The organism is Rania fehmarnensis, from assembly GCF_056494185.1.
The window spans coordinates 1,872,947-1,899,463 of record NZ_CM151398.1 but is presented as its reverse complement, the minus strand read 5'-3'; the positions used below and the strand labels follow the sequence as shown (position 1 = coordinate 1,899,463).

The following is a 26,517-nucleotide window of genomic DNA, read 5'->3' as shown; positions in this document are numbered from 1 at the left end:
ACTTCAAATCCTACGATTCGAAACTTGAAAACCTTTTAGCTTGCGGTCTTGGGTTTGCGAGCCGCACGGAAAGGCATGCCCATCATTTCCAACAGCAGGAAAGCCTGCTCGTTGGTGGCAGCCGACGTGCAGATCGTAATGTTCATGCCTTGCGGCTTGGTGTACTTGTCCGGGTTCAGCTCCGGGAACACCAGGCTCTCGGACAAGCCCAGGCTGTAATTGCCATGGCCGTCAAAAGCCGTACGGCTGATCCCGCGAAAGTCGCGAACTCGAGGCAGTACAATGCTGATCACGCGGTCCAGGAACTCATACATGCGCTGACGCCGCAGAGTCACTTTGCAACCGATCGGCATGCCTTCACGCAAACGGAAACCAGCAATCGAATGCTTCGATAACGTAATCACCGGCTTCTGGCCTGTGATGTCCGTCATAGCATCGACAGCGATCTCAAGATTCTTTTTGTCAGCTACGGCCGATCCCACACCCATGTTGACCACAATCTTGGTCACGCGGGGCAGGGCCATCGGATTGGCAATTCCCAGTTCCTGCGCCAAAGCTGGCCGGATCTCGGTTTCGTAGCGTTCTCTCAGTCGTGGAATGCTCATAACTCTACTGTCCTGGTCTTCGTGAGTGATCTGACTTTCGCGTGATCACCGTTCGAAGCGGGTGAACTCTATTTTTCTTACACAGGCTGGAAGCCTATGCCACATTCTATTTTTCTTACACAGGCTGGAAGCCTATGCCACATTCTGTCTTTTCGCACAGGCTGGAAGCCTATGCCACAATTACTTTTTGGCGTATTTGGGATTGGCTGGTGAGAGCGTCCCGAGGCTGGCGCCACTCTTTTTGGCGAAGCGTTCTTTGCTGCCGTCGGCCAGGTAGCGTACACCGACGCGGGTAGGCTTTTGGCTCTTGGGGTCGATCAGGGCGACGTTGGCCATCGGGATCGCGGACTCTTTGGAGAGCCGGCCACCTTGTGGGTTCTTGCCGCTTTTCTTGACGTGCTTGTAAACTCGATTGATACCTTCGACCAGCACGCGCTGGCCTTCATGGTCAACCTTCAGCACCTTACCGCGGCGGCCTTTGTTGGCACCGGCAGTAACAATAACTTCGTCATCAACTCGGATATGCATTTCTAGACCACCTCACTGGCCAGGCTGACGATCTTCATGAAGTTGCGATCTCGCAATTCGCGAGCCACCGCACCGAAGATACGCGTGCCACGTGGATTGGAGTCCTTGTCGATCAACACAACTGCGTTGCTATCGAAGCGGATGTAACTGCCATCGATGCGACGGGTGGGTTGCTTGGTGCGAACTACGACGGCTCGTACCACCGACTTCTTCTTGATTTCACTGCCAGCGATCACGCTCTTGACCGAGCAGATAATAATATCGCCCAGTCCGGCGTAACGTCGGCGCGACCCGCCCAGCACCTTGATACACATCACTTCGCGTGCACCGGTGTTGTCGGCTACGGCCAATCGGGTTTCCTGTTGGATCATGGCTTATCGATTTCGCAAACGAATGATCGGGAATTACTAACTGTTGCTAACTGTTGCTAACTGTCTCTCGTTTCCTTTCGCGGAGCGAAAGGAGACACTCTTACTCGCCTTGGAGCTCTTCCAAGGTTTGATTGATTTCTTCACCACCAACTGCTCGTCGAGCCGATCGCAGGGCAGCCATATCGACTTCCTTGCTCTTCTCGACGATGCGTACCAGCTTCCAACGCTTCAGGGCGCTCAGCGGACGACTTTCCTGGATCTCGACCGTGTCACCGACGGCCGATTCATTGTTCTCGTCGTGCACGTGGCAAACGGTGCGTCGACGCACATACTTGCCGTACTTGGTATGTTTGACCAAGCGGTTAATTTCCACTCGTCGCGTCTTGGCGCACTTGTCGCCGGTGACCACACCAATCAGTATTCGCGCTGCCATACAACTAGCCTACTAATTCTTCGTTCTAACTGAAGCCTGAAGTCTGATACCTGGAGCCTGACTCGGAGTCTGACTTACTTTTTACCCTTGGCACGCTGAGTTTGCAGCGTACGCACTTGGGCGATCAAGCGGCGATTGCGTCGCAGCTCGCTGGGCGCGTCCAGTTTCTCGGTCTGAGACTGGACTCGCATGCGGAACAGTTGGGTAGCCGCTTCTTTGGCGGTCAGCTCCAGCTGTTCGTCACTCATTTCTCGTAGTTCGGATGCTTTCATCGTTTTCGCTCGTGCCTTTGTGTGCAACTCGTCCCTCGCCTGCGGCTACGGGTTAAACGAGCTTCACCTTGCTATCACTTAAACCTTACGGCCTGTGCTGGTGACTACGCTGGCCGACGACGGCACAAGCGTACCGGGATCGGCATTTTGGCAGCCAGACGTGCAAAGCAAACCTTGGCTTGTTGTTCGGTCACACCAGCAAGTTCGTACAGCACGGTACCGGGCTTAATCACCGCTACCCAATGCTCCGGCTCGCCTTTACCCTTACCCATTCGAGTTTCGAGGGGCTTGGATGAAATCGGCTTGCTCGGAAAAATGCGAATGTACAGTCGTCCTTCACCGCGAACATATTGTTGCGCTGCGATACGTCCTGCCTCGATCGTCCTGGCTTTGATCCACCCGCCTTGGGTGGCCTGCAGGCCAAAGTCGCCAAAGACGACTTTGTTTCCTCGAGTCGCATTACCTTTTATACGACCTCTTTGGCTTTTTCGATGCTTGACCCGCTTGGGCATCAGCGCCATCGCTCGAGTCTCCCGCGTAAGAACCTTGATTTACCCAGACTTGAACCCCAATATTGCCTTGCGGTGTTGACGCTTCGGCAAAACCATAATCGATCTTGGCCTGCAGCGTACTCAGCGGTAGCGAACCGGCGTTGGCTTTTTCACGGCGAGCCATTTCAGCTCCCCCGAGTCGACCTGCCAGCTGCACCTTGATACCCTTGGCCCCTGCGTCCATCGTCGTTTCGATGGCCCGCTTCATCGTGCGGCGGAAGTTAGCTCGCTTGGCAAGTTGCTGAGCAATATCCTCAGCCACCAGCTGCGCCATAATTTCCGGACGCGATACTTCTTCAATCTTCAAATTCACTCGGCGTCCGATCAGCGATTGCAGCTCTTCTTGTAGAGCTTCGACATCCTGACCCTTCTTACCGATGATGTAGCCAGGTCGAGCCACGAAGAGCATCACGCGGACTTCATCACGCGTTCGCTCGATTTCGATGCGATCGATCCCCGCACTACGATACTGCTGACCCTTTTTGGGGTGATTCTTAATGAAGTTCCGAATCTTATGGTCTTCGACCAACAGATCCGCAAACTCTTGCTTGGATGCGTACCAGCGACTCTTCCAGCCGATGACCACACCGGTGCGAAAGCCTACTGGATTAACTTTCTGTCCCATATGGATATCCTGCTCTTACATTTCTGCCAGCGACTTGAGCACAACCGTGATATGCGCGGTGCGCCGCAAAATGCCGTAAGCCATACCGCGTGCACGTGGACGAATTCGCTTGAACATCGGACCACCATCAATTCGAGCATCAGCCACTACTAGCTCTTCAGCTGGCGTGGTGCGCTGACCCTTGTTCTGATCGGGATCTTGAGCGTTACCAACAGCGCTTTGCAATACCTTTTCAAGCATGCGTGCGCCGCGATGAGGCTGGTATTTCAAAATATCCAGAGCCTCATCCGCAAACTTACCGCGGACCAGGTCGGCCAGCGGCCGAACTTTCCGGGCGCTGATGCGTGCGTATTTATGTGTTGCTCGGAACGCCATAATGCGTCCTCTCTCCAAGTACGAATTTTGTTCTTGTCAAACTGTCTGCAATCGGCAGTCGCACGGTAAACAGCCGAACTGCATACCACACCACTTTGGCCGCACGCTACTTCTTGCCGCCCTTGCCACCATGACTACGGAAGGTGCGGGTCGGAGCGAACTCACCCAGCTTATGACCCACCATGTCTTCAGTCACAAAGACCTTTGTATGCTGCTTGCCGTTATGAACCATGAAGGTCACACCCACAAACTCAGGCACAATCGTACAACGACGAGCCCAAGTGGTGATGGCCGCGCCAGATCCAGCTTCCTGGACCTTGACCACCTTGGTGTACAACTTCGGATCAACAAACGGACCTTTTCTCGATGAACGACCCATAGGGCTTCCAACCTGTGTGTGGAATAGGCTTCTAGCCTGTTGTTGTCTTACATCTAACGCAATGGCCCGCTTTAGCAGCCTGCCACCACTACCGACTGAAACCACGCACGGGTCTCAGTTACTTAAAATCCTATCGCAGCTTCAGTTGACCATAACGACGCGACTTGCGGCGACGAATGATCGAACTGTTGCCTGGCTTGCGAGGACGACGAGTTCCTCCACCCTTGGCCGACTTGCCTTGCGGACTGACCGGATGGCGACCACCCTTGGTCCGACCTTCACCACCACCGTGCGGGTGATCGATCGGGTTCATAGCCGTACCGCGGACATAAGGCCGAATGCCTTTCCAGCGATTACGTCCAGCTTTACCAATTACCACTGCACTATGATCAGGATTGCTGGTTCGACCGATGGTAGCTCGACAGTTACCTGGCACACGGCGAATTTCACCGCTTGGCAAAGCCAACTGAGCCCAATCAGCTTCGCGAGCCATCAACGTCGCTAGCGTACCTGCACCACGGCACAACACACCACCACGACCGGGCTGCAACTCAATGCAGAACACTTGCGTCGCCGGCGGAATATTCTTCAGCGGCATGCAGTTGCCAACTTTCGGCGTCGCATCCGGACCATTCTCTACTGTATCGCCAGCCTTTTGACCATCAGCCGCAATCACATACCGCTTCTCACCGTCAGCGTACACCAACAGGGCAATGCGGCTGGAACGAATCGGATCGTACTGAATCGAATCGATCTTGGCCGGAATACCGTCTTTATCACGCTTGAAGTCAATAATGCGATACTGTTGCTTGTGACCACCACCACGATGCCGCGCAGTGATCTTGCCTTGGTTATTGCGGCCACCCTTTTTCTTTTGGCGAACCAGCAAAGCCTTGACAGGCTTGGCACCAGGTGTCAGCTCCGCAAAATCGCTAACCGACGCATTGCGACGCCCTGGCGAAGTTGGTCGGTACTGTCGAATACCCATCGCTTGTAACCTTAAAATCACGCCTTGGCTTGTCAGCCATTTCCCAGCGTGCACCAAACTGCTATTCCAAACTTACGCTTGTCCACTTAAGGACCCGCAACCGACTACTTCCTTAGAAGAAGTCAATACGATGATCAGCCCCGAGCTTGACGATCGCCTTCTTCCAAGTGCGCGTGACGCCTTGTCGATTACGGAAGCGACGAGTCTTACCCAGACGATTCTGAGTTCGCACGTCCACAACCTTTACATTGAACAACTCTTCCACCGCGCGACGCACATCCAGCTTGTTAGCTTGCGGATGAACCTCAAACGCATAGGCATTGTGCCTGGTGGCGCGATGCACACCTTTTTCAGTCACCAACGGACGCAGGATCACTTGATGCGATTCGAGCTGCACGCCGCTGACAGGAGCACTGGCTTCTTGACTCATTTCAATTCTCACTAAGCCGCTGTAATTGTCTTGGTTTCCATGGTCGTCTTGATCGCCTCGACAGCATCCTTAGTCAGGAGCACGCGACGAGGCTTAAGCAAGACCAGGGCATTCAGATCCGACACCGGACTGACCGTCAACCCAGGAATATTGCGACCACTCATATACACATTGGGTGCATGAGCAGCAGTTGCCACCAGCGTCGTCTGGCCAGCCAGCCCCAACGCCTTGAGCACCGTGGCCAGCTCCTTGGTCTTAGGAGCAGCCATATCGAGCTTGTCAACAACCACCACTTGACCACCGATCAATCGCGTCGCTATCGCCATGCGAGTAGCTGCACGAATCGCTTTCTTAGGCATCCGATAATAGTAGGATCGCGGACGCAACTGCATCGCATGACCACCACCACGGCGCTGCGGAGCTCGCTTGGAACCCATACGCGCATTACCGGTACCTTTTTGCCGATACATCTTTTTGGTAGAGCCCGACACTTCGCCGCGACCCTTAGTCTTCTTGCTGCCCTGACGCAAATTTGCCTGGTACATCACCACAGCATCATGCAACAGCTGCTTGCTGATCTTGGGCGCTATAGCCGCCGGATCGATATCAACTTTACCGACCTCGGCACCACTACGATCATAAACAGGAAGAGTAACCATCATCTTGTTCCAATCACAACCCGACGCGTAAGCGAGGGACAGCCAAACCACAACCCGACACGCTCGCCAGGCACAGCCTTAACCAACTTTGTTCGTTTCACGCACTACTACATAGCCGCCGGTTGGACCAGGCACTGAACCATGCACTAACACGAGATTATTTTCCACATCGACCCGAGCTACCTGCAAGTTGCGGGCAGTCATCTTATCATTGCCATATCGACCAGCCATCTTCTTGCCACGGAAAGTACGACCGGGATAGGTGTTCATGCTCGTACCACCAGGATGGCGATGCACCTTCTTAACACCGTGAGTCGCACGCTGACCTTTGAAATTGTGCCGCTTCATCGTACCGGCATAACCACAACCCTTGGTAATGCCCGTCACATCAACAGCCTTCACGCCGTCGAGCACATCCACCTTGACCGTGGCGCCAACTTCAACGCCTTCGACCGGACCACGCAACTCGCGCACAAATCGCTGGGGCTCACAATCAGGCTTCTGAACAGGAGCCACACCAGCCTGAGCCAATCGCTTAGCTCGCACGCTTCCGATGGAAGCCACATGCCCGCGCTCACTGCGACTAGAGAGTCGCCGAGGCTTGTCAAGAAATCCTAGCTGTACCGCTTCATAACCATCGCGATCGACAGTTCGCAACTGCAATACACGACAAGGACCAACCTCAAGGACAGTCACCGATACGGCGGTGCCATCTTCCTGGAAAATCTGCGTCATGCCGACCTTACGGCCGAGTATACCCTTTGCCATTGCTCTCATTTCCCGTCGATACGCTTGCACTCAAGGACTAGCAACTATATCTGCAGCAGGAGACCAAACTCCCAAACGAGCCAAAGACTCGCACCACAGGCTACCGTTACCTTGAATGCCTCCGTTTCATAAACTTTTCCAAATAGCCGCCAACAACCAACCACAACACACTGCGGCGACCGAACTCCAATGCGAGCCCGCCACCCTCACCAGACTTGCACCACCCACCCCAAGGCGAGCGACACACCAACTCCAGACCGACTAGCGGCCAGCAGTTGCCTTGATCTTGATGTCCACACCGGCCGGAAGACTCAATTTATTGAGAGCTTCGATCGTGCGGGCAGTTGCCTGCTTGATGTCAATCAAGCGCTTGTGAGTACGAATCTCAAATTGCTGACGCGCCTTCTTATCGATGTGCGGTCCCGAAAGAACCGTGTATCGTTCGATGCGCGTTGGCAAGGGTATCGGCCCGTGCACTTCCGAATGCGTCCGCTTGGCGGTTTCCACGATTTCCGCCGCGCTTTGATCAAGCACAGAATGGTCGTAGGCTTCCATACGGATTCGTATTACTTCGTGCGATCCACCGGACACAGGTTAGCCCTTTTGATGAGACTGTTCGTATCGGCAATAACTACCAATACCAATAAGCCGACAGGCGAATTGGAAGCGAGCGAGTTTAAGTTGCGCCCGACCAACCGTCAACGCCAAAAAAGAAAGTGGGACCGAAGAATTTTTGAAGCCCCCTTGGAGTGCGGTGCCATCTGGCACCGCTTTGATGTAAGCGAAGTCTCGAAACGCAGCCTGAGTCACCCTGGACGCCCGAATCATCCGGTTCGTGCAGGCTGCGGCACAGTTTGATTAGGACATCAAAGCTACGGCTGCGCCGCAGCACTCCAAGGTGTCACCTTCCCAAGGCTCTTCGCCTTGGGGAGGTCGAATCGAGCCGTGCAAGATTCGGGAGGGGTCGGGGAAGTGCAGGTGGTTAGTACCGCGGGAGTCTTGCCTACCGCTGTGCCCCCTCCCGCAGACGAAGGCTGAACGCCTCGTCTGCGACCTCCCCCGCGACGCGGGGGAGGTGACACCTTTATTCCATGCGGAATTCGTCTTCGCTTTGGTCGATTCGCGGTGGTCGAATGAGAAGCTGGGCAACCAAGTAGATGCCCCGGGCCACAACGCTGAGCACGAGCGGCGCTGAATAGCAGGCGACCAGGAACACGATTTGGGCTTTGCGGTTCTGACCGGCCTCGCCCACGTCTACGGTGCGGCCCAGCCAAGCGTTCAGCTCGCCAGTGACCGACGGCAGAAACATCGCGTATCCCAACAAAGCCGCCGCAGTCGCCGCCACCAACATGACCAACAACACCCAGTCCATCCCAAAGGTCAGGCGGTTTTGCGGCTTCTGAAAAGGCGATTGCGTGGTGGACATGCCAGCCATTGTAAGCCGACTGGCCTAAAGTCCACAAGCTTTTCTGACGGCGGTCGCTGGCCAAGAAAGTCGGCTGGTCGCCGGAAAATTCTACCTGGATTGCCAATATTGCACCCGCCCACCGCGTACAATATGCAGAAGCGGGCAAGGTCCCGGACTATAATAAAGGATCAGGGAGAGCACCTCTCCAATAGGGCCGTTTCTCGTCTTATCAACTCATTTTGAGCGTGGCACGGATGAAAAGCCTACTGTCCGACGACAGCAGTTCGCATGCGCGCGCCGCGGAATCGGGCGGCCATTCGCTGCCTGCCATGGAAGGCTCTACTTCGCTGCACCAAACTCTGGCCAGTTCAGCGTCGGGTGCGGGAACGGGCCAAACTCTGGCCAGTTCAGCTACGGGGACGGGCCAAACTCTGGCGAGTTCAGCTACGGATCAGCCGCAGGATCAAGATCAGACTGTAATCAGCCAGCGGCCGGTGGCGCTTCCCGCCGACTTTGTGCGGTCGCTCTCGCTTGTCGAACTGTCCAAGTCGCTCGAAGGCCGCAGCCTGCACCACTTTTCGGTCGACCGCATGATCGGCGGCGGTGGGATGGGGGCCGTCTTTCGCGGTCGCGATCAAAGGCTGGATCGCGAAGTAGCTATCAAAGTTATTCCGGAATCTCGACGCGATCCGGAAACTCTCCGCCGCTTCCGCATGGAAGCCCAAAGCGCTGCACGTCTAGATCATCCCAACATCGCGCGCGTCTACGATATCGGCGAAGACGAAGCCTGGAACTACATCGTCTTTGAGTTTATCGATGGCATCAACTTGCGCGACTTGGTGCAAAGCAACGGTCCGATGAGCATCGATGACGCGGTCTTTACCACGCGACAAGTGGCCGAGGCGCTTCAACATGCACATGATCGCGATGTCGTTCACCGTGATATCAAACCATCCAACGTGATCATCACGCCCACCGGTATCGCCAAAGTCGTCGACATGGGCTTGGCTCGCAATACGGCCAACGATCGCTCGACCGCCGATCAAACCGCTAGCGGCGTAACCTTGGGCACTTTTGATTACATATCGCCCGAACAAGCCCGCGATCCGCGGGACGCCGATGTGCGTAGCGATCTCTATTCGCTGGGATGCACCCTGTTTTTTATGCTAACCGGCCAGCCTCCATTCCCGGAAGGCACCGCTTTGCAAAAGCTGCTCAATCACGGCAGCCAACCTCCGCCTGATCCGCGACAATGGCGCGACGATATCAGCGATCAATTGGCTGCGGTACTGTCCAAGTTAATGGCGAAGCGACCGCTTGATAGGTATCAGAAACCTATTGAATTGATCAACGATCTGCTGCTGATCGCGCAGCTGGAGAGCCTGCCCCGGAGTCGATCGGCTGGCACGATCATGATGCGGCCGACCATCGCGCGGCGTTCGCTACTGGAAACACATCTACCCTGGATCATTCCGCTGTGCGTGCTAATCGGATCGGCCGTTTGGCTGCAAAGTGCCGACTCGTGGACCATGCCGCTCGAAATACCGCAACCGAGTTTGTTGCCGACTCAGAGTCTGCGATATCAAGCAGCACCTCCCAATGCGATGCCGACTTTATCGGCTGCACCCAGTGACCCACGCACCGGCGCGCTACCTGTCGGCGAGTCGATGAACAGTCTGCCAAGCGCCGAGCCCAAACGAACCACTCAGCCACCTGCCTTGGAACCTCGGCCTGCACCAGAAAACGTCGCCACCAGCGACACCAAGTCCGAGACCAAAAGCGCAGAATCGCCATTAGTTTCACTGGCGCCAGTTAAGAACCGTGAAACCCCCAGCAACGTCATACCTAGCTTGCCGCCGACCAATACGCTTGCCGGCGATGTGCCCGTCACTCCAAGTCCCACGGTGGACACATCCAAACCCACTGCACCAACCGAAAACGCGCGGCGCTCACCGAGCACTATCCCAACCCCAGATGTCATTCGCGTGGGTGGCTCAGCCACAGAATCGCTGGGCAACCTCTCGCGGTGGGCACCCAACCTGCCGGCGGCCTTAATGCAGGCGGCCATGCAGCCAGACATTCGCATCATCGAACTGAACGAATCGATCGAACTGACCTCGTCCATCACCCTGCCACGCAGCGGACTGACCCTGCGTTCCGCGCCGGGTATCAAAGCCGAAATCGTGCTCTCGGGTGCCAACACCTTCGGCTTTGGTTGGGAAGCCTGGATCGATGTCGATCGCAAATTCCTTCGGTGTCAGTCGCTGCGCATCAAGTGCCTCAATGACATGCGCCAGCCGCAGGCCATCTTCACCATGCGCAATGGCGGCCGCATCGAACTAGAAAATTGCGAAGTGACGATGCTCAGCTCCCGGGATTCGCAACTGGGCAGTTGCATTGCCGTGAAGGAACCGGTTCGCGCTAAAACCAGCGTCCTCAGCAACATTCCGAGCGCTACCTCTACCGCCATGCCGCCCATGCTGATGCCCACCACCTCAGCCACCACAGTCACGCCGACGATCATGCCTGGGCAAAGTGAATCGCCTGCCGGCGAACCAGCCACCACGCCCACGACAACGGCAGTCGCCGATGACGAGCCGATATCGCTGGTGATGCGAGAATCGATCATTCGCGGTGCCATGTCGCTGATTACCATGCGCAGCGTAACTCGAGCCGAAGTAACCATCGAGAAAGTCTGTGCGATGTTGGAGGGCCGCGTGCTGACAATTCGCAGCTCAGAGGACGATCGCATCCCACCGGTCATTCGCATGAGCTTGCAGCAATCGACCTTCGCGACTCATCTCGGATTCTTGGCAGTGATGTCTGGAGCCAGTTCGCGAGCCCCACTGACGCTCATGCGCACCGCCCGTTTGTGTGCTTTCTGGTCCCCGATCACGGTACCTCATATTGCTATCGATGGTTTGGACAGTGAAGAACTTTTCGAAAAGGTGTTGTTGCTGCGCGGCGAAGAGAATGCTTACGACCAGAACATCGAGACGCTCTGTCAGTGCCGGCTAGCGGACGGCCAAAATATCGACTTCAGTTTGGCTGAAGTGACGGGCGAATGGTATCGTGAACTGGGCAACGAACACGAACTGCGTTGGCTCGAGAACGTCCCCCCCGAGCAGCCTATGCATGAGCAATTGCCCACCCAATATCGCCTGCGCGATAGCATGTTTATGCCCGGCTACCGCTAAAAGCGACCAACCCCAACGGCGCGGCGCAAACTAGCCAACCGGCAGGGCTTACCCAGGTTAAACAAAAGAGAAATTAGGCTACTTTTGGTCCGCAGCTTGATTTTGCGCGAGCTTATGCGCACACTTTCACGATACGGTGGAAATCCGCCGATTCAATTTTTGCGACTGATCGTTGAACAGCTATGGAGATTGACGAATGAAGAAGACGATTGCCATGCTCATGGTGCTTGGCCTGGTTACCAGCCTGAGCATGCCCGCCTATGCCATCAAGCCACTGAACGACAAGTTCGTTGAAATTTACGAAGCCGACAAAGATACTCCAGATGCACTCAAGCCTCTATTGAAGGAATCGAAGTGCAATCTGTGCCACGTCGGTCCAGACAAGAAAAAGCGCAATCCGTTCGGCAAAGCTGTTCATGACGAGCTGAAGGCAGCCAAGTTCGATCTGGCCGCCTACAAGAAAGAACCGAAGGCTGAGAAATATACCGAAGAGCTCAAAGCGATCTTCAAGAAAGCCACCGAGCAAAAGGTTCTCAAGACCGACAAGACCTTTGCTGACCGCATGAAAGCTGGCGAACTGCCTGGCGGTGACAAGGACGGTAAAGGCCTCGAGTAAATCGAGGATCCCGGTCACGCTCTGACAACATTTACAGCCAAGTGTCGCTAAGATGCTTGGCTGTTTTTTTGGCTAACGCTGGTTCGCGCAGACTACGGTAATATTGGGTTAGGACATCAAAGCTGCGGCTAACGCCGCAGCACTCCAAAAACCGGGGCTAATGCTTTCGGCTTAGTGTAGAACCGGGGCTAATGTCCCTCGGCTTAGTGAGAAAACGAATGAAATCTGTATGGCTTCCTTTATTGGCGATCGCACTTTTGACTACTGGCTTGATGGCTCAGGATGCTGAGCTGAAGAAGATCTTTGATGGCAAGTCGCTGGAAGGCTGGAAAGCTAACGAAAACCCGGATAGCTGGAAGGTTCAAGATGGCTGCCTGGTCTGCAATGGTCCTCGAAGTCACCTGTTTTATGTGGGTGATGACAAGGCTTTTAAGAACTTTCACTTCAAAGCCGACGTAAAAACCACCAAGGGCAGCAATGCCGGCATTTACTTCCATACCAAATATCAGGAAACTGGTTGGCCGCGGTATGGTTACGAATGCCAGGTCAACGTCAGCCACACTGATCCCAAGAAATCCAGCGGCTTGTACGCAACAGCCGACGTAACTGACCCCGGGGTCCAAGACGACCAGTGGTACACTCAGGAGATCATTGTGACTGGTCGACACATCGTGCTGAAGATCAATGGCAAGACGCTGACCGACTACACTGAGCCTGAGAACAAGGCCGCCTATTCCAATGAGTTTGAAAGACGCTTGGATGAAGGGACGTTTGCCCTTCAAGCGCACGATCCAGAGAGTCTGGTCTACTTCAAGAACATTTACGTTAAACGCTTGCCTTAGCCGCGGAGTAATCCCCTTGGTGCTACGCCCTGATCATTATGCCTTTCGCGTCTGCGAAAGCCGCGGGGCTGTAGTGGGCCGTGGACTCCATCGGACTGGGCACAGGCTAGAGGTCTGTGCCACGCTGTTAGCCATCATCTTGGTTGGCTGTGCGTGTGTAGCCGAAGCACGTTCAGGAATCGGCGGCGCCCTGTTGGGCTCGACCGCCAACCTGACTGGGGCACCGATGAAGGCCGAACTGGGTTTGGGTGGCGTGTGGAAGCTGGGCCATCCCACGCCGCTGCGGGTGGAGCTGCCGAGCCAATGGGGCACGATTCCTGACGCGCTCGAGATAACCACCGTCGACGGCGATGGCGTGCCAGTGACCTATTGGCAGCCCCTGATGTGGCCGCCGGCTAGTCCTGCACCCGCGACCGCTTCGTCCACCGAGACGCCCACAGATCCCACCACTGCACCTGCAGGTCAGTCCGCTGCACAATCGACGACCAGTACCAGCGGCGATCCTCCGCCGCGATATGTATGGTGCACGGTAACCATTGGTCGCACCGATCGACCAATGAAGATCCGGGCGCTCGACCGCCGCGGCGACCAGATCCAAGCCATCGAACTCAGCGGATCCGACCTCGGTCGGGCCTTGCCAACGACGCAAACTTGGATGGTCGCGATCGGCAGTGCCATGGGGGTCGATGCCACCAGCTACACCTTAACCGACACCGGTTTGTCCAACTTCACGACCACGGTTCTGACTGCAGCAGAACAATTGCCATCTACCTGGCGAGGCTACTCGGGTTGCGATCTCTTGATTGTCTCTAGTGGCCAGACGAAACCGCTGATTGCCAAGGTGTCGGACCTCCAGTGGATCGCGATCGAACAGTTTGTGATTCATGGCGGCACGACTATTCTGTCGTTGGGTGAGTTCTCCCAGCAGATACCAGCGGAATCGCCTGTGCGACGACTGGTGCCCGGTGAGATCGTTGATTTTGTCGGCAATGTGGATGCATCGCCCTTGGAAGCGGCGACCGCCACCAATTATCAGCTAGCCACGATCTCCGCCACGCGACTGCATGAGGTTCGTGGTCGAGTGGAACTTTCGCTGCTGGATATTGGATCCAAGCGCATGCCGTGGTGGGTGCGTCATACGCTGGGCAAAGGAGTGCTGCATTACTTGGGCAGCGACTTAGATCATCCAGTCCTGCTTCAATGGAAAGATCGACGATTGCTGTGGGACAAGCTGCTGGCCGGGTTTTGGCTGCGCGAGCAAACCTTGGAAAAAGCCAGCAGCGCTAACCAAGGCGAAAGCGGTTCTGGCTATTTGGGCTACGATGATTTGACTGGCCAGCTGCGAGCAACGTTGGATTACTTTCCAGCCACCCGCGTTTTCAGCTTCGTTAGCATCGCGGCTATCGTGGTTGTGCTGCTACTGATTATCGGTCCGCTCGATTATGTGATTTCCGTGCGCTGGCTCCGCCGACCGTCGCTCAGTTGGATCTTTAGTGGTGCGGTAATCGCAGCTTCATCGCTGGGTTTAATCTGGCTGGAAGATGTCTCGCGACCCAAACAACTCTTGCTCAACAGCGCCCAAATCGTTGACTTCTTGCCTGGTCAAAAGACTTTTCTGGTCGATGCCTGGACGCACGTTTATTCCAGTCGTGCGCGAACAGTCGACGTTAACTTGAATAGCCAGGTTGACTCGAGCGAACCGCGATTGGACTGGCAAGGCTTGCCGGGCAAAGGGCTGGGTGGCATGGAGTCCAACCTGCTGACCGATCAGAACATGCCCAACTACACGATCACTTTGGCAGTAACTGGTGATCCGAATTTCACTTCCGATGTCTCCATGACGGGACTGGGTATTCCTGCCTCCGGCACCAGGTGTTTGTACGCTAACTGGAGTGGCAAATTCGAACCGACAGCGACCAGTCAGCTGACGGAACTGAAGGGTATCGATCAAATTCAAGGCTTGTTGGTTAATCCTCTACCGTATGAGATCCAGCGTCCGGTGCTGGTGTATCACAACTGGGCATATACCTTGCCCTCGCGCCTGCGGGCCGGTGAAGAGCTGACGATTACTTATGACACGGTACCCAAGGATTTGATGAGGCGTTTGAATCGTCGGCAAGTGCAGAAAACCGACGAAATTCTGACGCGTTGGGAGCCCGACGATCGGCAGTCGCTCGATCGCTTGCTCGAGATCATGATGTTTTACAAGGCCAGCGGCGGTGCCGATTACACCAAACTGAAACACCGCTTCCAGCCACGCACCGATATCAGTAACGCTTTAGCGCTCGATCAGGCTGTTTTGTACGGCCAGTTGGTCGAACCGATGGGACAAGTGAACATTTCCAACTTGCCCGAAGACCAGGTTAAACGTGAGTCTGGTAGCACATGGTGTCGAGTCTTGCTGCCAGTCGCTCGTGCCGAGGAGTAGCCTTCGTTGATCAAGACGCAGAATCTGACCAAAAAATATGGCGAGATGTATGCAATTCGCGACATCAATCTCGAGCTCGAGAAGGGTGACCTGTTTGGCTTCATCGGCCCCAACGGAGCTGGCAAAACGACGACCATGCGCATCGTGGCTACGTTGCTGACGCCAACTTGGGGCGAAGCCTACGTGTGCGGCAACTCGATTTATACCCAGCCCGAAGAGATTCGACGCCTGGTCGGTTACATGCCCGACTTCTTCGGAGTCTACGATGACATGACCGTCATCGAATATCTCGAATTCTTCGCAGCCGCCTACCGCATCCATGGTGCCCAGCGCCGCAAGCGCTGCGATGAGATGCTCGAGATCGTCGATTTGAACTTCAAGCGTGATGCTTACGCCAACACGCTCTCGCGCGGACAGACTCAACGACTCGGACTGGCTCGCGTGCTGCTGCATGACCCAGCGGTCTTGCTGTTGGACGAACCGCTCAGCGGGTTGGATCCGCGTGCCCGCATTGAAATGCGAAACTTGCTAAAACGTTTAGGGCAAATGGGCAAGACGATCATCGTCAGCAGCCATATTCTGCCCGAGTTGGCCGACATCTGTAACAAAGTCGGCATCATCAATCGCGGCGAGATGAGTTTCAATTCGTCGATTAGCGATTTGATGAAATTGGTGCGACCGCAAATTATGCTGGCGATCGAACTGGCCACTCCCGAACGCCATGATGAAGCCGCCAAGACGCTCGAGACGCATGCGCTCGTCAGCCGCGTCGATCGCGATCGCCATCGACTGCTGGTAACTCTAGGCGTCGGTGTCGAAGACTACTCACCCCTAGCGACCGATTTAACGTCCGCCGGCTACCGAATCAAACGCTTCGCCGAACAAGAACCTGACCTCGAAGCCGCCTTCATGGCCTTTACCAAGGGCAGCGGAGATAAGATCTAGGGCACCTCCGCCGCGCAGCGCGCGCACAGCTGGGAAGGTAAGACTTTTGCTGTAGCCGAAGTCGCCAGACTTTGGACGCGTCACCAATCGACTTCCAATCTCTGGCGAGATCGGCTACACGCCCAAGACCCCTCCCGAATCTCGCAAAGCCTCGATTCGACCTCCCCAAGGCAAAGCCTTGGAGAGGTGACTGTCATCACATCTGCGTCCCCACGAACGCCATGACCACGTACAACACCAACTCTTCTTCTTCGGGTTTTAGTTTTTCGTTCTGGTAGTCCAAGATTAGCCGGCTGAAGATCGTAGGAATCTTGGCCTTGAGCAGTGTGTCGCGGGGGATGGCATGGCTCTGGACGGCTTCACGTAGGGCTTCCAGTTCATCTGGATATTGTTCGCTACGGGGTATGCCGAATTCGTCAGCGAACTTGCCGATGGCAGCGCACAGTTGAGCTACCGTCAAGCGTGCTTTGGCGTTGCTGTTGCCATGCTCTTTCAAGTAGTCGACCATCAGGGCGCGTTTGTTGGCGGTGAAGCCAAAGATGGTCGGCAAGTTGGCTCGACCAATCGTCTCTTCATCACCTGCCTCGGCAGCATCGGTCAATGAACTGGAACTGGGCCGCGCCCGCTTGGGCATTTCAAAGTTCAACACAGAACTCCAGCCTTCCATCTTCTCGACAACTTGCTTCAATCGATAATGTTCATCGGTGCGAATACCTTGCCTGGTCAAAGCTTCATTGCCGAACATAGCTTGTTCCGCCAGCACAAATGCTTGCCAGCGTTCTGGGGTGGGCGCTTCATGTGGGGCGTCAGCTACCGCGTCGCGCAAGTACGCAGCATACAGCCGAGCTCGCATTTCACGATGCACCTGGTTCTGCGGATCGAAACCAGGCATGGGGCTGGGACGCACCCAGTGCTTGATCGCATCCTCTTGATAGCCTTCGACACGTTGGATATCGCGTATCGCTTTGTCGGTTTCCAGCATCGTTTCTTGCTGAGCGGTGGTGCCCAACAACTTAGGATAAACATTGAGCAGATGATCGACATCACGCACAAAGTTGTAACTAGGATCCGAGTCGGGCCGCGCCAGCATCTTGGTCAGTGCGCGACTGAGCTGGCCGCTTTCTTGCATTGGGCCTGGCGCTTGAGCGGCGGCCATTTCCAAATTTGAACTTACCGAGCGATAGACGGCCCAGGATCCTAAACCCATCAATGCCAACAGCACCGTCGAACCGACCACCAAGCCCACCAGAAAAAACGTGGTGGTGCGTCGCTTCTCTTTGGCCAGAATCTCTTCGCGACTGACCGTCTTCACGATCGGCACTTCGCGCGTCGGTGCAGCCCAGGCCGAAGCTGCCGAGGGATCAACCTGAGGAGCTTGAGCCAGCGGCGTTGCCAACGGATCATCGAAGTTGTCGAGATCACCAAAGTTATTGAGGTTGTTCGTAGACGAGCTTGCCTCGTCATCCAGCGATAATGAATTCCAAGTTCCGCTTGTGCCTGCCGGATTGGCTGGCTGAATCGGCTTGGACTTTACAACTGGTCGACGAGCCGCTTCCGGCTTGACCACCTGAGGTTGAGCGGGCTTGGGCTGAGTGCGAAACTGGTTCTGACACTTAGGGCAAGCGATTTTCCTGCCCAGTACGGAATCGTCTTTCAACACCAAGCGCGCACCGCAGTTCGGACATTGGATGGCTGTGGGCATAAATCACTCTACTTGATTGGTGAGCCATTAATTCTACCGTCATGCCGATGCAATTTGAGAATCTTGGCAATCGAATCCGCCTATAATGTCCCCTTTCGCTCCGCGAAAGGAACCCACCTCAATACTTCTCACCTGGCGCAGGTCATTCATGAACTTCCGACGCACCGTGATCGCATTGCTCTTTTGGTCGCTGTTGGCCGTAGTGGCTGTAGTTGCCAGGCCGGCTCGCGCGGCCGACCCGTTTCGCCGAGATAACCTGGTTGCCTGGTGCATCGTGCCCTTCGACAGTCAGAAACGATCGCCCGCCGAGCGTGCGGAGATGCTGGAGAAACTTGGCATCAAAGCTCTAGCCTATGACTATCGGGCTGAACACATTCAGTCGTTTGATGAAGAGCTGGACCAGTTGGCCAAACACCATATTCAGCTGACCGCCTGGTGGTTTCCAACCGAACTCAACGATGAAGCCAAACTGATTCTCGATGTGCTCAAGCGGCATAACGTTAAAACACAGCTCTGGGTCACCGGGGGCGGTGCTCCTACGAAAGACACTGCCGAACAAAAGGCTCGCGTCGAAGCCGAAGCGGCCCGCATCCGCCCCATAGCGCAAGCCGCCGCAGCGCAAGGTTGTCAGGTAGCCCTCTATAACCATGGCAGTTGGTTTGGCGAACCTGAAAATCAAATCGAGATCATCCAGCGACTCCAGCAAGACCAGATCACTAACGTGGGCATCGTCTACAACTTGCATCACGGTCATGCCCACCTATCGCGTTTCAAGGAGTTGCTCGCCAAGATGCAACCCTACTTGATGGCGCTCAATCTAAACGGCATGGTGCCCGATGGCGAAGCCAAGGGGCAAAAGATCGTTCCCTTGGGTGCTGGCCAATTGGATGTCCAACTGCTCAAAACGATTCGTGAAAGTGGTTTTCAAGGGCCCATCGGCATCCTTAATCACACCGACCACGATGCCCAGCAACGACTGGAAGATAATCTCAACGGCCTGGACTGGTTGCTGCCTCAGCTCGATGGCCAGCCAGCAGGGGCTGCACCCAAGTATCGCACTTGGAAAGGGGTCGCCCTGCCGGCGGTGGGTGGAGGCAAACTATACGCAGCCACGGCTGCGCACGCTACGTTTCCGCTGTCAGTCATCTGTCGAGCTGAACTGACCACCGCCGAACCATACAACATTTTGGTCGCGCACCACACCAAGGCCAGTGGAGCTCACTGGGAACTGTTTACACAAGCCGGCAATGGACTATTGTCGCTCTATATGCCAGGCTTTGAACCAAGCCTGATCGCCTCCAATGTCAACGTATGCGATGGTCAAGTGCATCAACTGGGATGCGTTCTCCAAGCAGGCCGGGTAAAACTCTTCGTCGATGGCCGCGTCGTAGCCGATGAGTCCACCCGCCGCCAATCGGAGAGCGCCACTGGTGACCAAATTGCAGTCGGTCGACTGGTTGAAGATGGTCTGCAGTGCTCTGGTACGATTCACTCGGTGCGCATCTTGAGTGGTTCGCTGGATCCAACTCAAGCCCTATCGGCCACATCCAATAGTTCACTGAAACTGATCAACGATTGGAACTTTGTCGACGCCTCAGCTGAAGGCAGCAGCAGCCAGTCGGACAAGCCGACCACCGCTTCCGCATCTGCTCCCTACGACGCTGCTGTGGTCAAGTCACTAGCTAGCGCTGCCATCGCGTCAGGTAAAGCAGAACGCGGAGTGGCCGTTTTCGCGTCGGCCCGCACCGCTTGTTTGTCATGTCACAAGATCGGTAAACAAGGCGGCAGCGTCGGCCCCGATCTGACTCAAATCGGCAAGGTGCGCACGCCCGAACATCTAGCCGAGTCCATTCTGTGGCCCAACCAACATGTCGAAGACAAATACAAAGTCTATCAAGCGTTAACCAGCGATGGACAAATCGTCACCGGTTATAAGTCGCTGGAGAATGATCAAGAACTTTTTCTGCGCGATCCGTCAACGGCCAAAGAAACACATCTCGATAAAGATGATTTGGAAGCGGTTCGCAACATGCTGTCGGTTATGCCCGAAGGCCTGGCAGCGGCCATGTCCCGCGAGCAACAACAAGACCTGATTGCATTCCTGGCTGACCTCGGTCATCATCAAGCGCTACGCTTCGAAATTGCGGAATCTGTTTTGGAACATGCACAACCGCACGAACCTGCCAGCTTTCCATTGACGCGCCAACCGCTTGATAAACAATCACGCTACGACTGGCAGGCCTATATCAACCGCGATCGACTGTACGACTTCTATACCAAAGAAGCCAATCACTTTCGTAAACAAAAACAATTTGAACCATTGCTGGCTGAGTACCCAGGCATCGATGGTGGCGCGCAAGGCCACTGGGGTAATCAGAACGAAGGCACATGGGAGAGCGACGCTTGGAACTTGAGTATTCTCAGCAATGTTCAAGCCGGTGTGTTCAAGGGCGACAAGTTGATGCTGGGCCGCGCCGTCTGCGTGCGTCTGGGTGAACACGGCGAGCAGGCGGTGTGCTTCGACCCTGATACGCTCAGCTATCGCGCCTTGTGGCAAGGCGGTTTCGTTAATTTCTCTAAAGTACGGCATGGCTTTATCGATGGCATGTTCGCCGATGGTGTCATGCTGGACCTGCCCGAATCGGCGGCGCGGATTGCGGCTCAAGGGCCGGCACAATACCTGGGTTACCATCGCGTGGGCAAGCGTATTGCCTTTGCCTATCGCATCGGTTCCGTTGAATACCTGGATTCGCCCTGGTATACCAACGGTCAGTTCACGCGCGAGGTTGCGCCGCGTCAACAGCACTCTCTCCATAGCCAGATCGGCAATCCGAGTGCTGGGAGTGTTGATCCCGTGCGTATCGGTCACAGCCAAACCAGCGACACGCTCACGACCAAGGTTCGCTTAGGGCAGGGTGGACCGTATGTCATCGATACCATTGAATTGCCCTGGGACAACCCGGACAAAGCACTGCTGTACTGTGGCGATCATGATTTCCTGCCCGATGGCTCGGCACTAGTCTGCACAATGCAAGGCGACGTTTGGCATGTGAGCGGTTTTAGTTGTCGCGATGGCCAGCTTCCCGAAACTGCTCAGTGGCGACGCTTTGCCACTGGTCTGCATCATGCGCTTGGTCTGAGAGTGAGCGACGATGGTATCTTTGTGTTGTGCCGCGATCAATTAACTCGGCTGCACGATACCGACGGCGATGGCCGAGCCGACTGGTACGAATGTTATTCCAACGCTTTTGAAACTTCGCCCGCCGGGCACGACTACATTTGTGGACTGCAGCGCGATAGCGAAGGCAATTTCTATACCGCTTCGGGTAATCAAGGTCTTGTGCGTATCTCGCGCGATGGCCAGCAGGCGCAAACGATCGCTGGTGGATTTCGCAATCCAGATGGACTGGGCATTTATCCTGATGGCACGCTCACCGTTCCGTGTAGCGAAGGTGAATGGACTCCGGCATCGATGATCTGCGCGGTGCCTCAGCAGAAGTGGATCGACCTGCTTGGTCAGCCCGTCGATCTGACCAAGCTGCCGTTTTATGGCTATCGCGGTTCGCAGTATGTCAAGTTGCCATTGGCGCGTCCCGAATTGCCGCTGGTGTTTCTGCCGCGCGGCGTGGATAATTCAGCCGGTGGCCAGGTGTATATCGACAGCGATGCCTGGGGACCAGTGGCCGGCCAGATGATTCACTTGTCCTTCGGCACAGGTTCGCACTTCTTGCTGTTGCGCGATGAAGTCCAAGGTCAATTGCAAGGCGCAGTCGTACCGCTGCCGGGTCAGTTTCTATCAGGCGTGCATCGCGGTCGCTTCTCACCGCATGATGGTCAGCTGTACGTGTCAGGCATGGCAGGTTGGGGCAGCTATACGACCGAGCGAGGCTGCTTCCAGCGCGTGCGTTACACCGGGCAGAGCGTACAACTACCGACCGGCTTTCACCTGCATGAAAATGGAGTGGCCATTAAGTTCACGCAGCCACTGGAGCGTGCATTTTGCGAGCGGGCCACCGAACATTTTGCGCAGGCCTGGAACTATCGTTACAGCACAGCCTATGGCTCGAGCGAGTACTCTGCGATGCACTATGGGATGCGTGGCCATGATCAACTGAAAATTGCTTCGGCGCATGTACTGGAAGATGGCCGCACCTTGTTTTTGGAACTGCCAGCCTTGCAACGCTGCAATCAACTGCACCTGCAAGTTGCCACGGGCCCTGAACAGCGTCATGAACTGTTCGCCACTTGTAATGCGTTGGATGCACCAATGGCAGGCGTGCCTGGTGTAAACTCCGAAGCCAAGACGCTTACTCCCCATCCGCTCGATACCGACATGGCCATGGCCGCGCGGCGTTTGCCCAATCCTTGGCGCAAGCAGATCAAAGATGCCCGGGCGATGCGCATCGAAGCCGGTAAGAACCTGTCATATTCAACCAGGCAGCTCCAGGCTAAGGCAGGCGAGTCAGTGGCTTTGACCTTCGTCAATCCAGACGTCGTGCCCCACAACTGGGCGCTAATCAAGCCGGGCTCGCTGCAGACGGTCGGCAATGAAGCTAACAAGCTGGTCGCAGACCCCGAAGCCGTCATTCGCCAATACGTTCCGCAGACCGACGATGTGATTTGCTACACCGACATCGTCGATCCACAAGAAGAAGCCGTCATCTATTTCAAGGTCCCCGAGACACCGGGTCGCTATCCATTCCTCTGCACCTTCCCCGGCCACTGGATGGTCATGAACGGAGAGCTAATCGTCAACTAAGCCGACGGCGTTAGCCGCGGTTCATTCGTTCACGAGTGCGTTTTGGGTGGCACTGGCAATGCGCAGCATAGCCAGTGCTCAAAACGAAGTAGTTGATATTCGAGCTGCGGTTGACCAGTCTAATGACATCGAAGTTTCAATACATCCCGCACTGGTTTTTTGGCAATGAAGGAAACCCGTCACTGGTAGCACCCAGCGATGGTGTATCCATCACTTCGCTGCCACTGGTACAGTGAACGAGCCCGCCAACTTACTTAAGCGACTTCAGAAAGGCGATGACGTCCAAGAACTCCGTGGGGGACAGGGTTGCGCCCAGGCCCTCAGGCATGCTGCTTTGCTTGACCTGTTGGCGAGCCTCGATGTCGTCGGTCTTGATCGTGCGTTTCTGTTTGCCGTCGAAGATCACCACTTGCTCTTTGTCCTCGCTGACCAGCAAACCAGTGATGACCGTACCATCGGAGGTCAGCACATTGGTCGACAGATACTTGGCATCGATTTCGGCGTTGGGGTCGATGATCGATTGCACGATCTTGAATCCATTTAGACGCGTGCCCACTTTCATCATATCGGGACCAAAATCAGCCCCTTCACCATAGACCTTATGGCAAGCGATACAACTGCGGCGAAACACGGTCTTGCCGTTATCGGGATTACCACCAGGCATATCCGCAATAGCTTGCACTGCTTTGTTGCGTGCTTCTTCGGGCTGTGGATCTTTACCCAACAAAATCTGCAGGTAGGGAATCACTTCTGCAGCTTTCTTGTCGGTTGCGATGATGGCGTCGAGCATCGTTTTGTTGGTGTCGCTCTTAGCCAAATCCCCGCGCAGATGGGCCGCTTGCCACACACCAAAGTTAGCCCCCAAAGCGGCATCGGCGATGTAATTCACATAGTTGTCTGGCGATACGTTGGTCGCCGCGATCACTGCATTCATCGCTTCTAGCTGTGGAAAGAAACTCAAGCCGCGGACCGCTTCGGCGCGGACGCGTGGATGTTCATCGACAGCTTTCTTGCTCAGCAGAGCCAACGCCGATTCGATGTGTTCGCTCTCATCGGCCAACACCCGTGTAGCCGCTGCCCGCGCCTCAGGCGTTTTTGCAGCCAGCAAGTCGGTCAGTAGCGCTGGATCCACGGCGTGGAACGAGGCTTGTAGCCACAGGGCTTCACAGCCCAGTCGATCACGCTCAGACTCTTGCGCATTTTGCTTGAGCCAGGGCCCAAGCGCCGCCAGCACTTCGGCTACCGGACGCGATTGCAGTTCCGCCCGAGCGCGATAACGGGTACGCCATTCATATTCCTTCAGTTGATTGAGCAGTTCGGGAACTGCTTTGCCGTACTGAGTCACTGGAGTCAACAGCGGTTTATCTTTGTAGACCAAACGATAGACGCGGCCGTGAACGTGATCGCGATTAGGATCGCGTTGGCTGTACTGCATGTGGCCGATCAGAGGATTAGCCCAATCGCCGAACCACAGCGCACCATCGGGACCAATCTGTGGATCGACGGGGCGGAAGTGCTTGTCCGGGCTGCTCAACAAATCAAACGGCGTGTTCTTGTCATTAGCATCATGACGCACGCGCACGCCCTTGAATCCCGCTCCATCGTCGGAGAACGTCCAGCGTGGCAGACCGTTCATGTTAATCACGCACGCGTAAATAAATTGGCCTTGAACATCGTCCGGGAACTGGCGAGTGACCAGGAAGTCACTGCCGACGACCGGTCGCATGCCTTCGGTATCAAATACCGCGTTTAGACCTTTGCGTCCTCGATATTGTTTGCCTGAAAGCGCGGTGTCCCAATGATGATTGGCGCCTGTTCCATCACCCGGAAATCCTTGGCCCCATTGGTCGAACAGGAAACACCAAGGGTTACCGTAACCAGGCGTGACGGTATGCGAAACTTTCCAAGTGCGTGGATCGAGCGTGTAGTATCCTGATGAACCGAAATTGCGGAATGGTCCCCAAGGTGTTTCCACCGTGGTACTCATGGCCACACCTTCCATCATCTCCAGTCGGCCTGCGGGACTGGCTTCGAATGCGCCAATCGTATGGTGAGTATCTTCGGTTGCCCAACCATCGAGCGCATGAACGATCTGGTCGGCCTTGTCATCTCCGTCGGTATCCTTCAACCAGATCAATCGCGGCTGATCGACGACTAAGACGCCACCGTTGTAAAATTGAAAACCAGTGGGGCAGTGCAGCTTTTCATAAAAAATCGTGCTCTTGTCGGCTTGACCATCGCCGTCGGTATCTTCCAGGATGACCAGTTTATCGCTAGGCGGTGGAGTGCCCGGCTGCCACTGTGGATAGCTGGGCATGGTCGAAACCCACAGTCGCCCTTTGTTATCGAAAGCAATCTGAACTGGCTTGGCGATTTCCGGAAATTTGCTTTCATCGGCAAACAGTTTCATTTCAAACCCAGGCGGAACATTGACCGACTTGATCAGGTCGGCCGGAGCTTGAATGGTTGGCCCGCCTTCAGGGTTTTCGCTGTACTTCTGCTGCGGCACACCGAAGCGTGTCTCGGGCAGATACAGATCGCCAGTTTGACTGTCGTCAGGTTGGGTTGGGACTTGTTTGCCTTGAGCAATATCCCATACATAGCTATCGCGCACGGCGGCCATGTTTCGAATCTTGACATACTCGCGCGGGAACGTTTCCGTATCCCAGGTGCGCCGACCGCCATAGACATACCAACCGTTCAGCATGCGATAGTCTTGCATGTGAACCCAAGATTTGTCGTTGACAGCGGCTCGCAGTTTTTCCAAGCGATCGCTACTGCCGCCGGCCGGATGGGGTGAGCCGAAGAGGGCCGAGTCTAACAACTCGCCGATCAAACGATCGCCGGTCTCATTCAAGTGGCAACCATTGATGGTCAATTGCAGTCCGCTCTCGGAATTGAACAGCACGGCGGATTTTTCGAACAAATCAACAAAGGCCAGTTTTCGCTTGTCGGCCACCGCCTTGGCTGCATCGCGATACAGCCTGAGGTTTTCGTTTTGAGCGCTGGCGTTGGGCATTAGCGGATCTGCGCTAACCTCGACCGCGATCGGCGACACAATTACGAACCGAGGTTGGCTGCCTTCGTCATCGCGTGCATACTTGGTCGCATACTCATCGAGCATGTTCTCGTAATCGTTCTTGAACTTTTCAACACCGTTGGGACCTTCGAACGATTCGTTGAAGCCGAAGAAACAGAAGAAAGTGTCGGGACCAAAGGCGGTCAGTGGATCATCTAGTTTGTAATAGTCGTTGCCACGCTGGCGATTAGCGACTTCATCGGCCGGCCGACCAAAGTTGCGAAAGATCAGCTGCTCGCTGGGGAAACGCAAATGTAACAGCGTTTCGAAATGACCGAACAGATTCATACGTTCGGCGGTAGAGTTTCCGATCAGGGCGATGCGTTCACCTTTGAGAAATTTCAGCGGAGTCGCACTGGGCGGCAGTTCCGCACGCTTGGGACGAGCCGGTCGCTTGAGCAGCTCTTCAGCCGTCTTCATCGCCGGATCCGATTTCTGCGCAAATGCTGGACTACCAATGAATCCGAGGGCAGTTAGCGTCAACAGAGAATTGCGAAGCCAGACTCGCATGGGCGAACCTTGTATCGTGAGGAGGGTGGGTGATAAACGTGGGGAGC

At 55.4% G+C, this 26,517-nt stretch carries 23 protein-coding genes; 6 read left to right on the top strand and 17 right to left on the bottom strand.

Annotated elements, in window-relative coordinates; all coding sequences use genetic code 11:
* Positions 1-35: 35 nt before the first annotated feature.
* The 15 genes from rplE to SH573x_RS05980 form a co-directional block, all read right to left on the bottom strand.
* Positions 36-605: a 50S ribosomal protein L5 gene (gene rplE, locus SH573x_RS06050; protein ID WP_479353431.1), complete on the bottom strand. Its 570-nt coding sequence runs from the start codon at positions 603-605 to the stop codon at positions 36-38.
* A 180-nt stretch (positions 606-785) separates the two neighbouring features.
* Positions 786-1,133 (bottom strand): 50S ribosomal protein L24, encoded by a 348-nt coding sequence (rplX, locus tag SH573x_RS06045; RefSeq protein WP_479353430.1) that lies wholly within the window; start codon positions 1,131-1,133, stop codon positions 786-788.
* Between the two features lie 2 nt (positions 1,134-1,135).
* Positions 1,136-1,504, bottom strand: a complete 369-nt coding sequence (gene rplN, locus SH573x_RS06040; RefSeq protein WP_479353429.1) for a 50S ribosomal protein L14 — start codon at positions 1,502-1,504, stop codon at positions 1,136-1,138.
* 100 nt (positions 1,505-1,604) lie between these two features.
* Positions 1,605-1,937: a 30S ribosomal protein S17 gene (gene rpsQ / locus SH573x_RS06035; RefSeq protein ID WP_479353428.1), complete on the bottom strand. Its 333-nt coding sequence runs from the start codon at positions 1,935-1,937 to the stop codon at positions 1,605-1,607.
* Positions 1,938-2,011: 74 nt separating this feature from the next.
* Positions 2,012-2,209 (bottom strand): 50S ribosomal protein L29, encoded by a 198-nt coding sequence (rpmC, locus tag SH573x_RS06030; protein ID WP_479353427.1) that lies wholly within the window; start codon positions 2,207-2,209, stop codon positions 2,012-2,014.
* Positions 2,210-2,313: 104 nt separating this feature from the next.
* On the bottom strand, positions 2,314-2,721 hold the full coding sequence (gene rplP / locus SH573x_RS06025; RefSeq protein WP_479353426.1) for a 50S ribosomal protein L16: 408 nt from the start codon (positions 2,719-2,721) through the stop codon (positions 2,314-2,316).
* Positions 2,669-3,385 carry a 30S ribosomal protein S3 gene (gene rpsC / locus SH573x_RS06020; protein WP_479353425.1) on the bottom strand — a complete coding sequence of 239 codons (717 nt, stop codon included), beginning with the start codon at positions 3,383-3,385 and terminating at the stop codon, positions 2,669-2,671. Before rpsC ends, rplP begins: the two co-directional genes overlap by 53 nt.
* 15 nt (positions 3,386-3,400) lie before the next feature.
* Positions 3,401-3,760 carry a 50S ribosomal protein L22 gene (gene rplV, locus SH573x_RS06015; RefSeq protein WP_479353424.1) on the bottom strand — a complete coding sequence of 120 codons (360 nt, stop codon included), beginning with the start codon at positions 3,758-3,760 and terminating at the stop codon, positions 3,401-3,403.
* A gap of 106 nt (positions 3,761-3,866) precedes the next feature.
* Positions 3,867-4,139 (bottom strand): 30S ribosomal protein S19, encoded by a 273-nt coding sequence (gene rpsS, locus SH573x_RS06010; protein WP_479353423.1) that lies wholly within the window; start codon positions 4,137-4,139, stop codon positions 3,867-3,869.
* Between the two features lie 130 nt (positions 4,140-4,269).
* The gene (gene rplB, locus SH573x_RS06005) at positions 4,270-5,127 is read right to left on the bottom strand and encodes a 50S ribosomal protein L2 (RefSeq protein WP_479353422.1); all 858 of its coding nucleotides are present in this window, start codon (positions 5,125-5,127) and stop codon (positions 4,270-4,272) included.
* A gap of 112 nt (positions 5,128-5,239) precedes the next feature.
* On the bottom strand, positions 5,240-5,557 hold the full coding sequence (gene rplW / locus SH573x_RS06000; protein WP_479353421.1) for a 50S ribosomal protein L23: 318 nt from the start codon (positions 5,555-5,557) through the stop codon (positions 5,240-5,242).
* Between the two features lie 11 nt (positions 5,558-5,568).
* On the bottom strand, positions 5,569-6,216 hold the full coding sequence (gene rplD / locus SH573x_RS05995; RefSeq protein ID WP_479356659.1) for a 50S ribosomal protein L4: 648 nt from the start codon (positions 6,214-6,216) through the stop codon (positions 5,569-5,571).
* A 78-nt stretch (positions 6,217-6,294) separates the two neighbouring features.
* Positions 6,295-6,951, bottom strand: a complete 657-nt coding sequence (gene rplC, locus SH573x_RS05990) for a 50S ribosomal protein L3 (RefSeq protein ID WP_479353420.1) — start codon at positions 6,949-6,951, stop codon at positions 6,295-6,297.
* A 294-nt stretch (positions 6,952-7,245) separates the two neighbouring features.
* Positions 7,246-7,575: a 30S ribosomal protein S10 gene (rpsJ, locus tag SH573x_RS05985; RefSeq protein ID WP_479353419.1), complete on the bottom strand. Its 330-nt coding sequence runs from the start codon at positions 7,573-7,575 to the stop codon at positions 7,246-7,248.
* A 493-nt stretch (positions 7,576-8,068) separates the two neighbouring features.
* Positions 8,069-8,410: a hypothetical protein gene (locus SH573x_RS05980; protein ID WP_479353418.1), complete on the bottom strand. Its 342-nt coding sequence runs from the start codon at positions 8,408-8,410 to the stop codon at positions 8,069-8,071.
* Between the two features lie 236 nt (positions 8,411-8,646).
* Between SH573x_RS05980 and SH573x_RS05975 the strand changes: the two genes are divergently transcribed.
* From SH573x_RS05975 to SH573x_RS05955, 5 genes are all read left to right on the top strand, one after another.
* The gene (locus tag SH573x_RS05975; protein ID WP_479353417.1) at positions 8,647-11,589 is read left to right on the top strand and encodes a serine/threonine protein kinase; all 2,943 of its coding nucleotides are present in this window, start codon (positions 8,647-8,649) and stop codon (positions 11,587-11,589) included.
* A gap of 196 nt (positions 11,590-11,785) precedes the next feature.
* A complete protein-coding gene (locus SH573x_RS05970; RefSeq protein WP_479353416.1) occupies positions 11,786-12,205 on the top strand; it encodes a hypothetical protein in 420 nt (139 codons plus the stop codon).
* A 218-nt stretch (positions 12,206-12,423) separates the two neighbouring features.
* Positions 12,424-13,047, top strand: a complete 624-nt coding sequence (locus tag SH573x_RS05965; protein WP_479353415.1) for a 3-keto-disaccharide hydrolase — start codon at positions 12,424-12,426, stop codon at positions 13,045-13,047.
* A 19-nt stretch (positions 13,048-13,066) separates the two neighbouring features.
* Entirely contained in the window at positions 13,067-15,475 is a 2,409-nt protein-coding gene (locus SH573x_RS05960; RefSeq protein ID WP_479353414.1) for a hypothetical protein, read from the top strand.
* Positions 15,476-15,481: 6 nt separating this feature from the next.
* Complete coding sequence (locus SH573x_RS05955) at positions 15,482-16,420, top strand: ABC transporter ATP-binding protein (RefSeq protein ID WP_479353413.1); 939 nt, start codon at positions 15,482-15,484, stop codon at positions 16,418-16,420.
* A 196-nt stretch (positions 16,421-16,616) separates the two neighbouring features.
* Here SH573x_RS05955 and SH573x_RS05950 read toward each other — a convergent pair whose 3' ends face one another.
* Positions 16,617-18,122, bottom strand: coding sequence for a zinc ribbon domain-containing protein (locus SH573x_RS05950; protein ID WP_479353412.1), 1,506 nt, complete (start codon positions 18,120-18,122; stop codon positions 16,617-16,619).
* A 148-nt stretch (positions 18,123-18,270) separates the two neighbouring features.
* Between SH573x_RS05950 and SH573x_RS05945 the strand changes: the two genes are divergently transcribed.
* On the top strand, positions 18,271-22,881 hold the full coding sequence (locus SH573x_RS05945; protein ID WP_479353411.1) for a DUF6797 domain-containing protein: 4,611 nt from the start codon (positions 18,271-18,273) through the stop codon (positions 22,879-22,881).
* Positions 22,882-23,131: 250 nt separating this feature from the next.
* Here SH573x_RS05945 and SH573x_RS05940 read toward each other — a convergent pair whose 3' ends face one another.
* Positions 23,132-26,470, bottom strand: coding sequence for a PVC-type heme-binding CxxCH protein (locus tag SH573x_RS05940; RefSeq protein WP_479353410.1), 3,339 nt, complete (start codon positions 26,468-26,470; stop codon positions 23,132-23,134).
* Between the last annotated feature and the right edge of the window lie 47 nt (positions 26,471-26,517).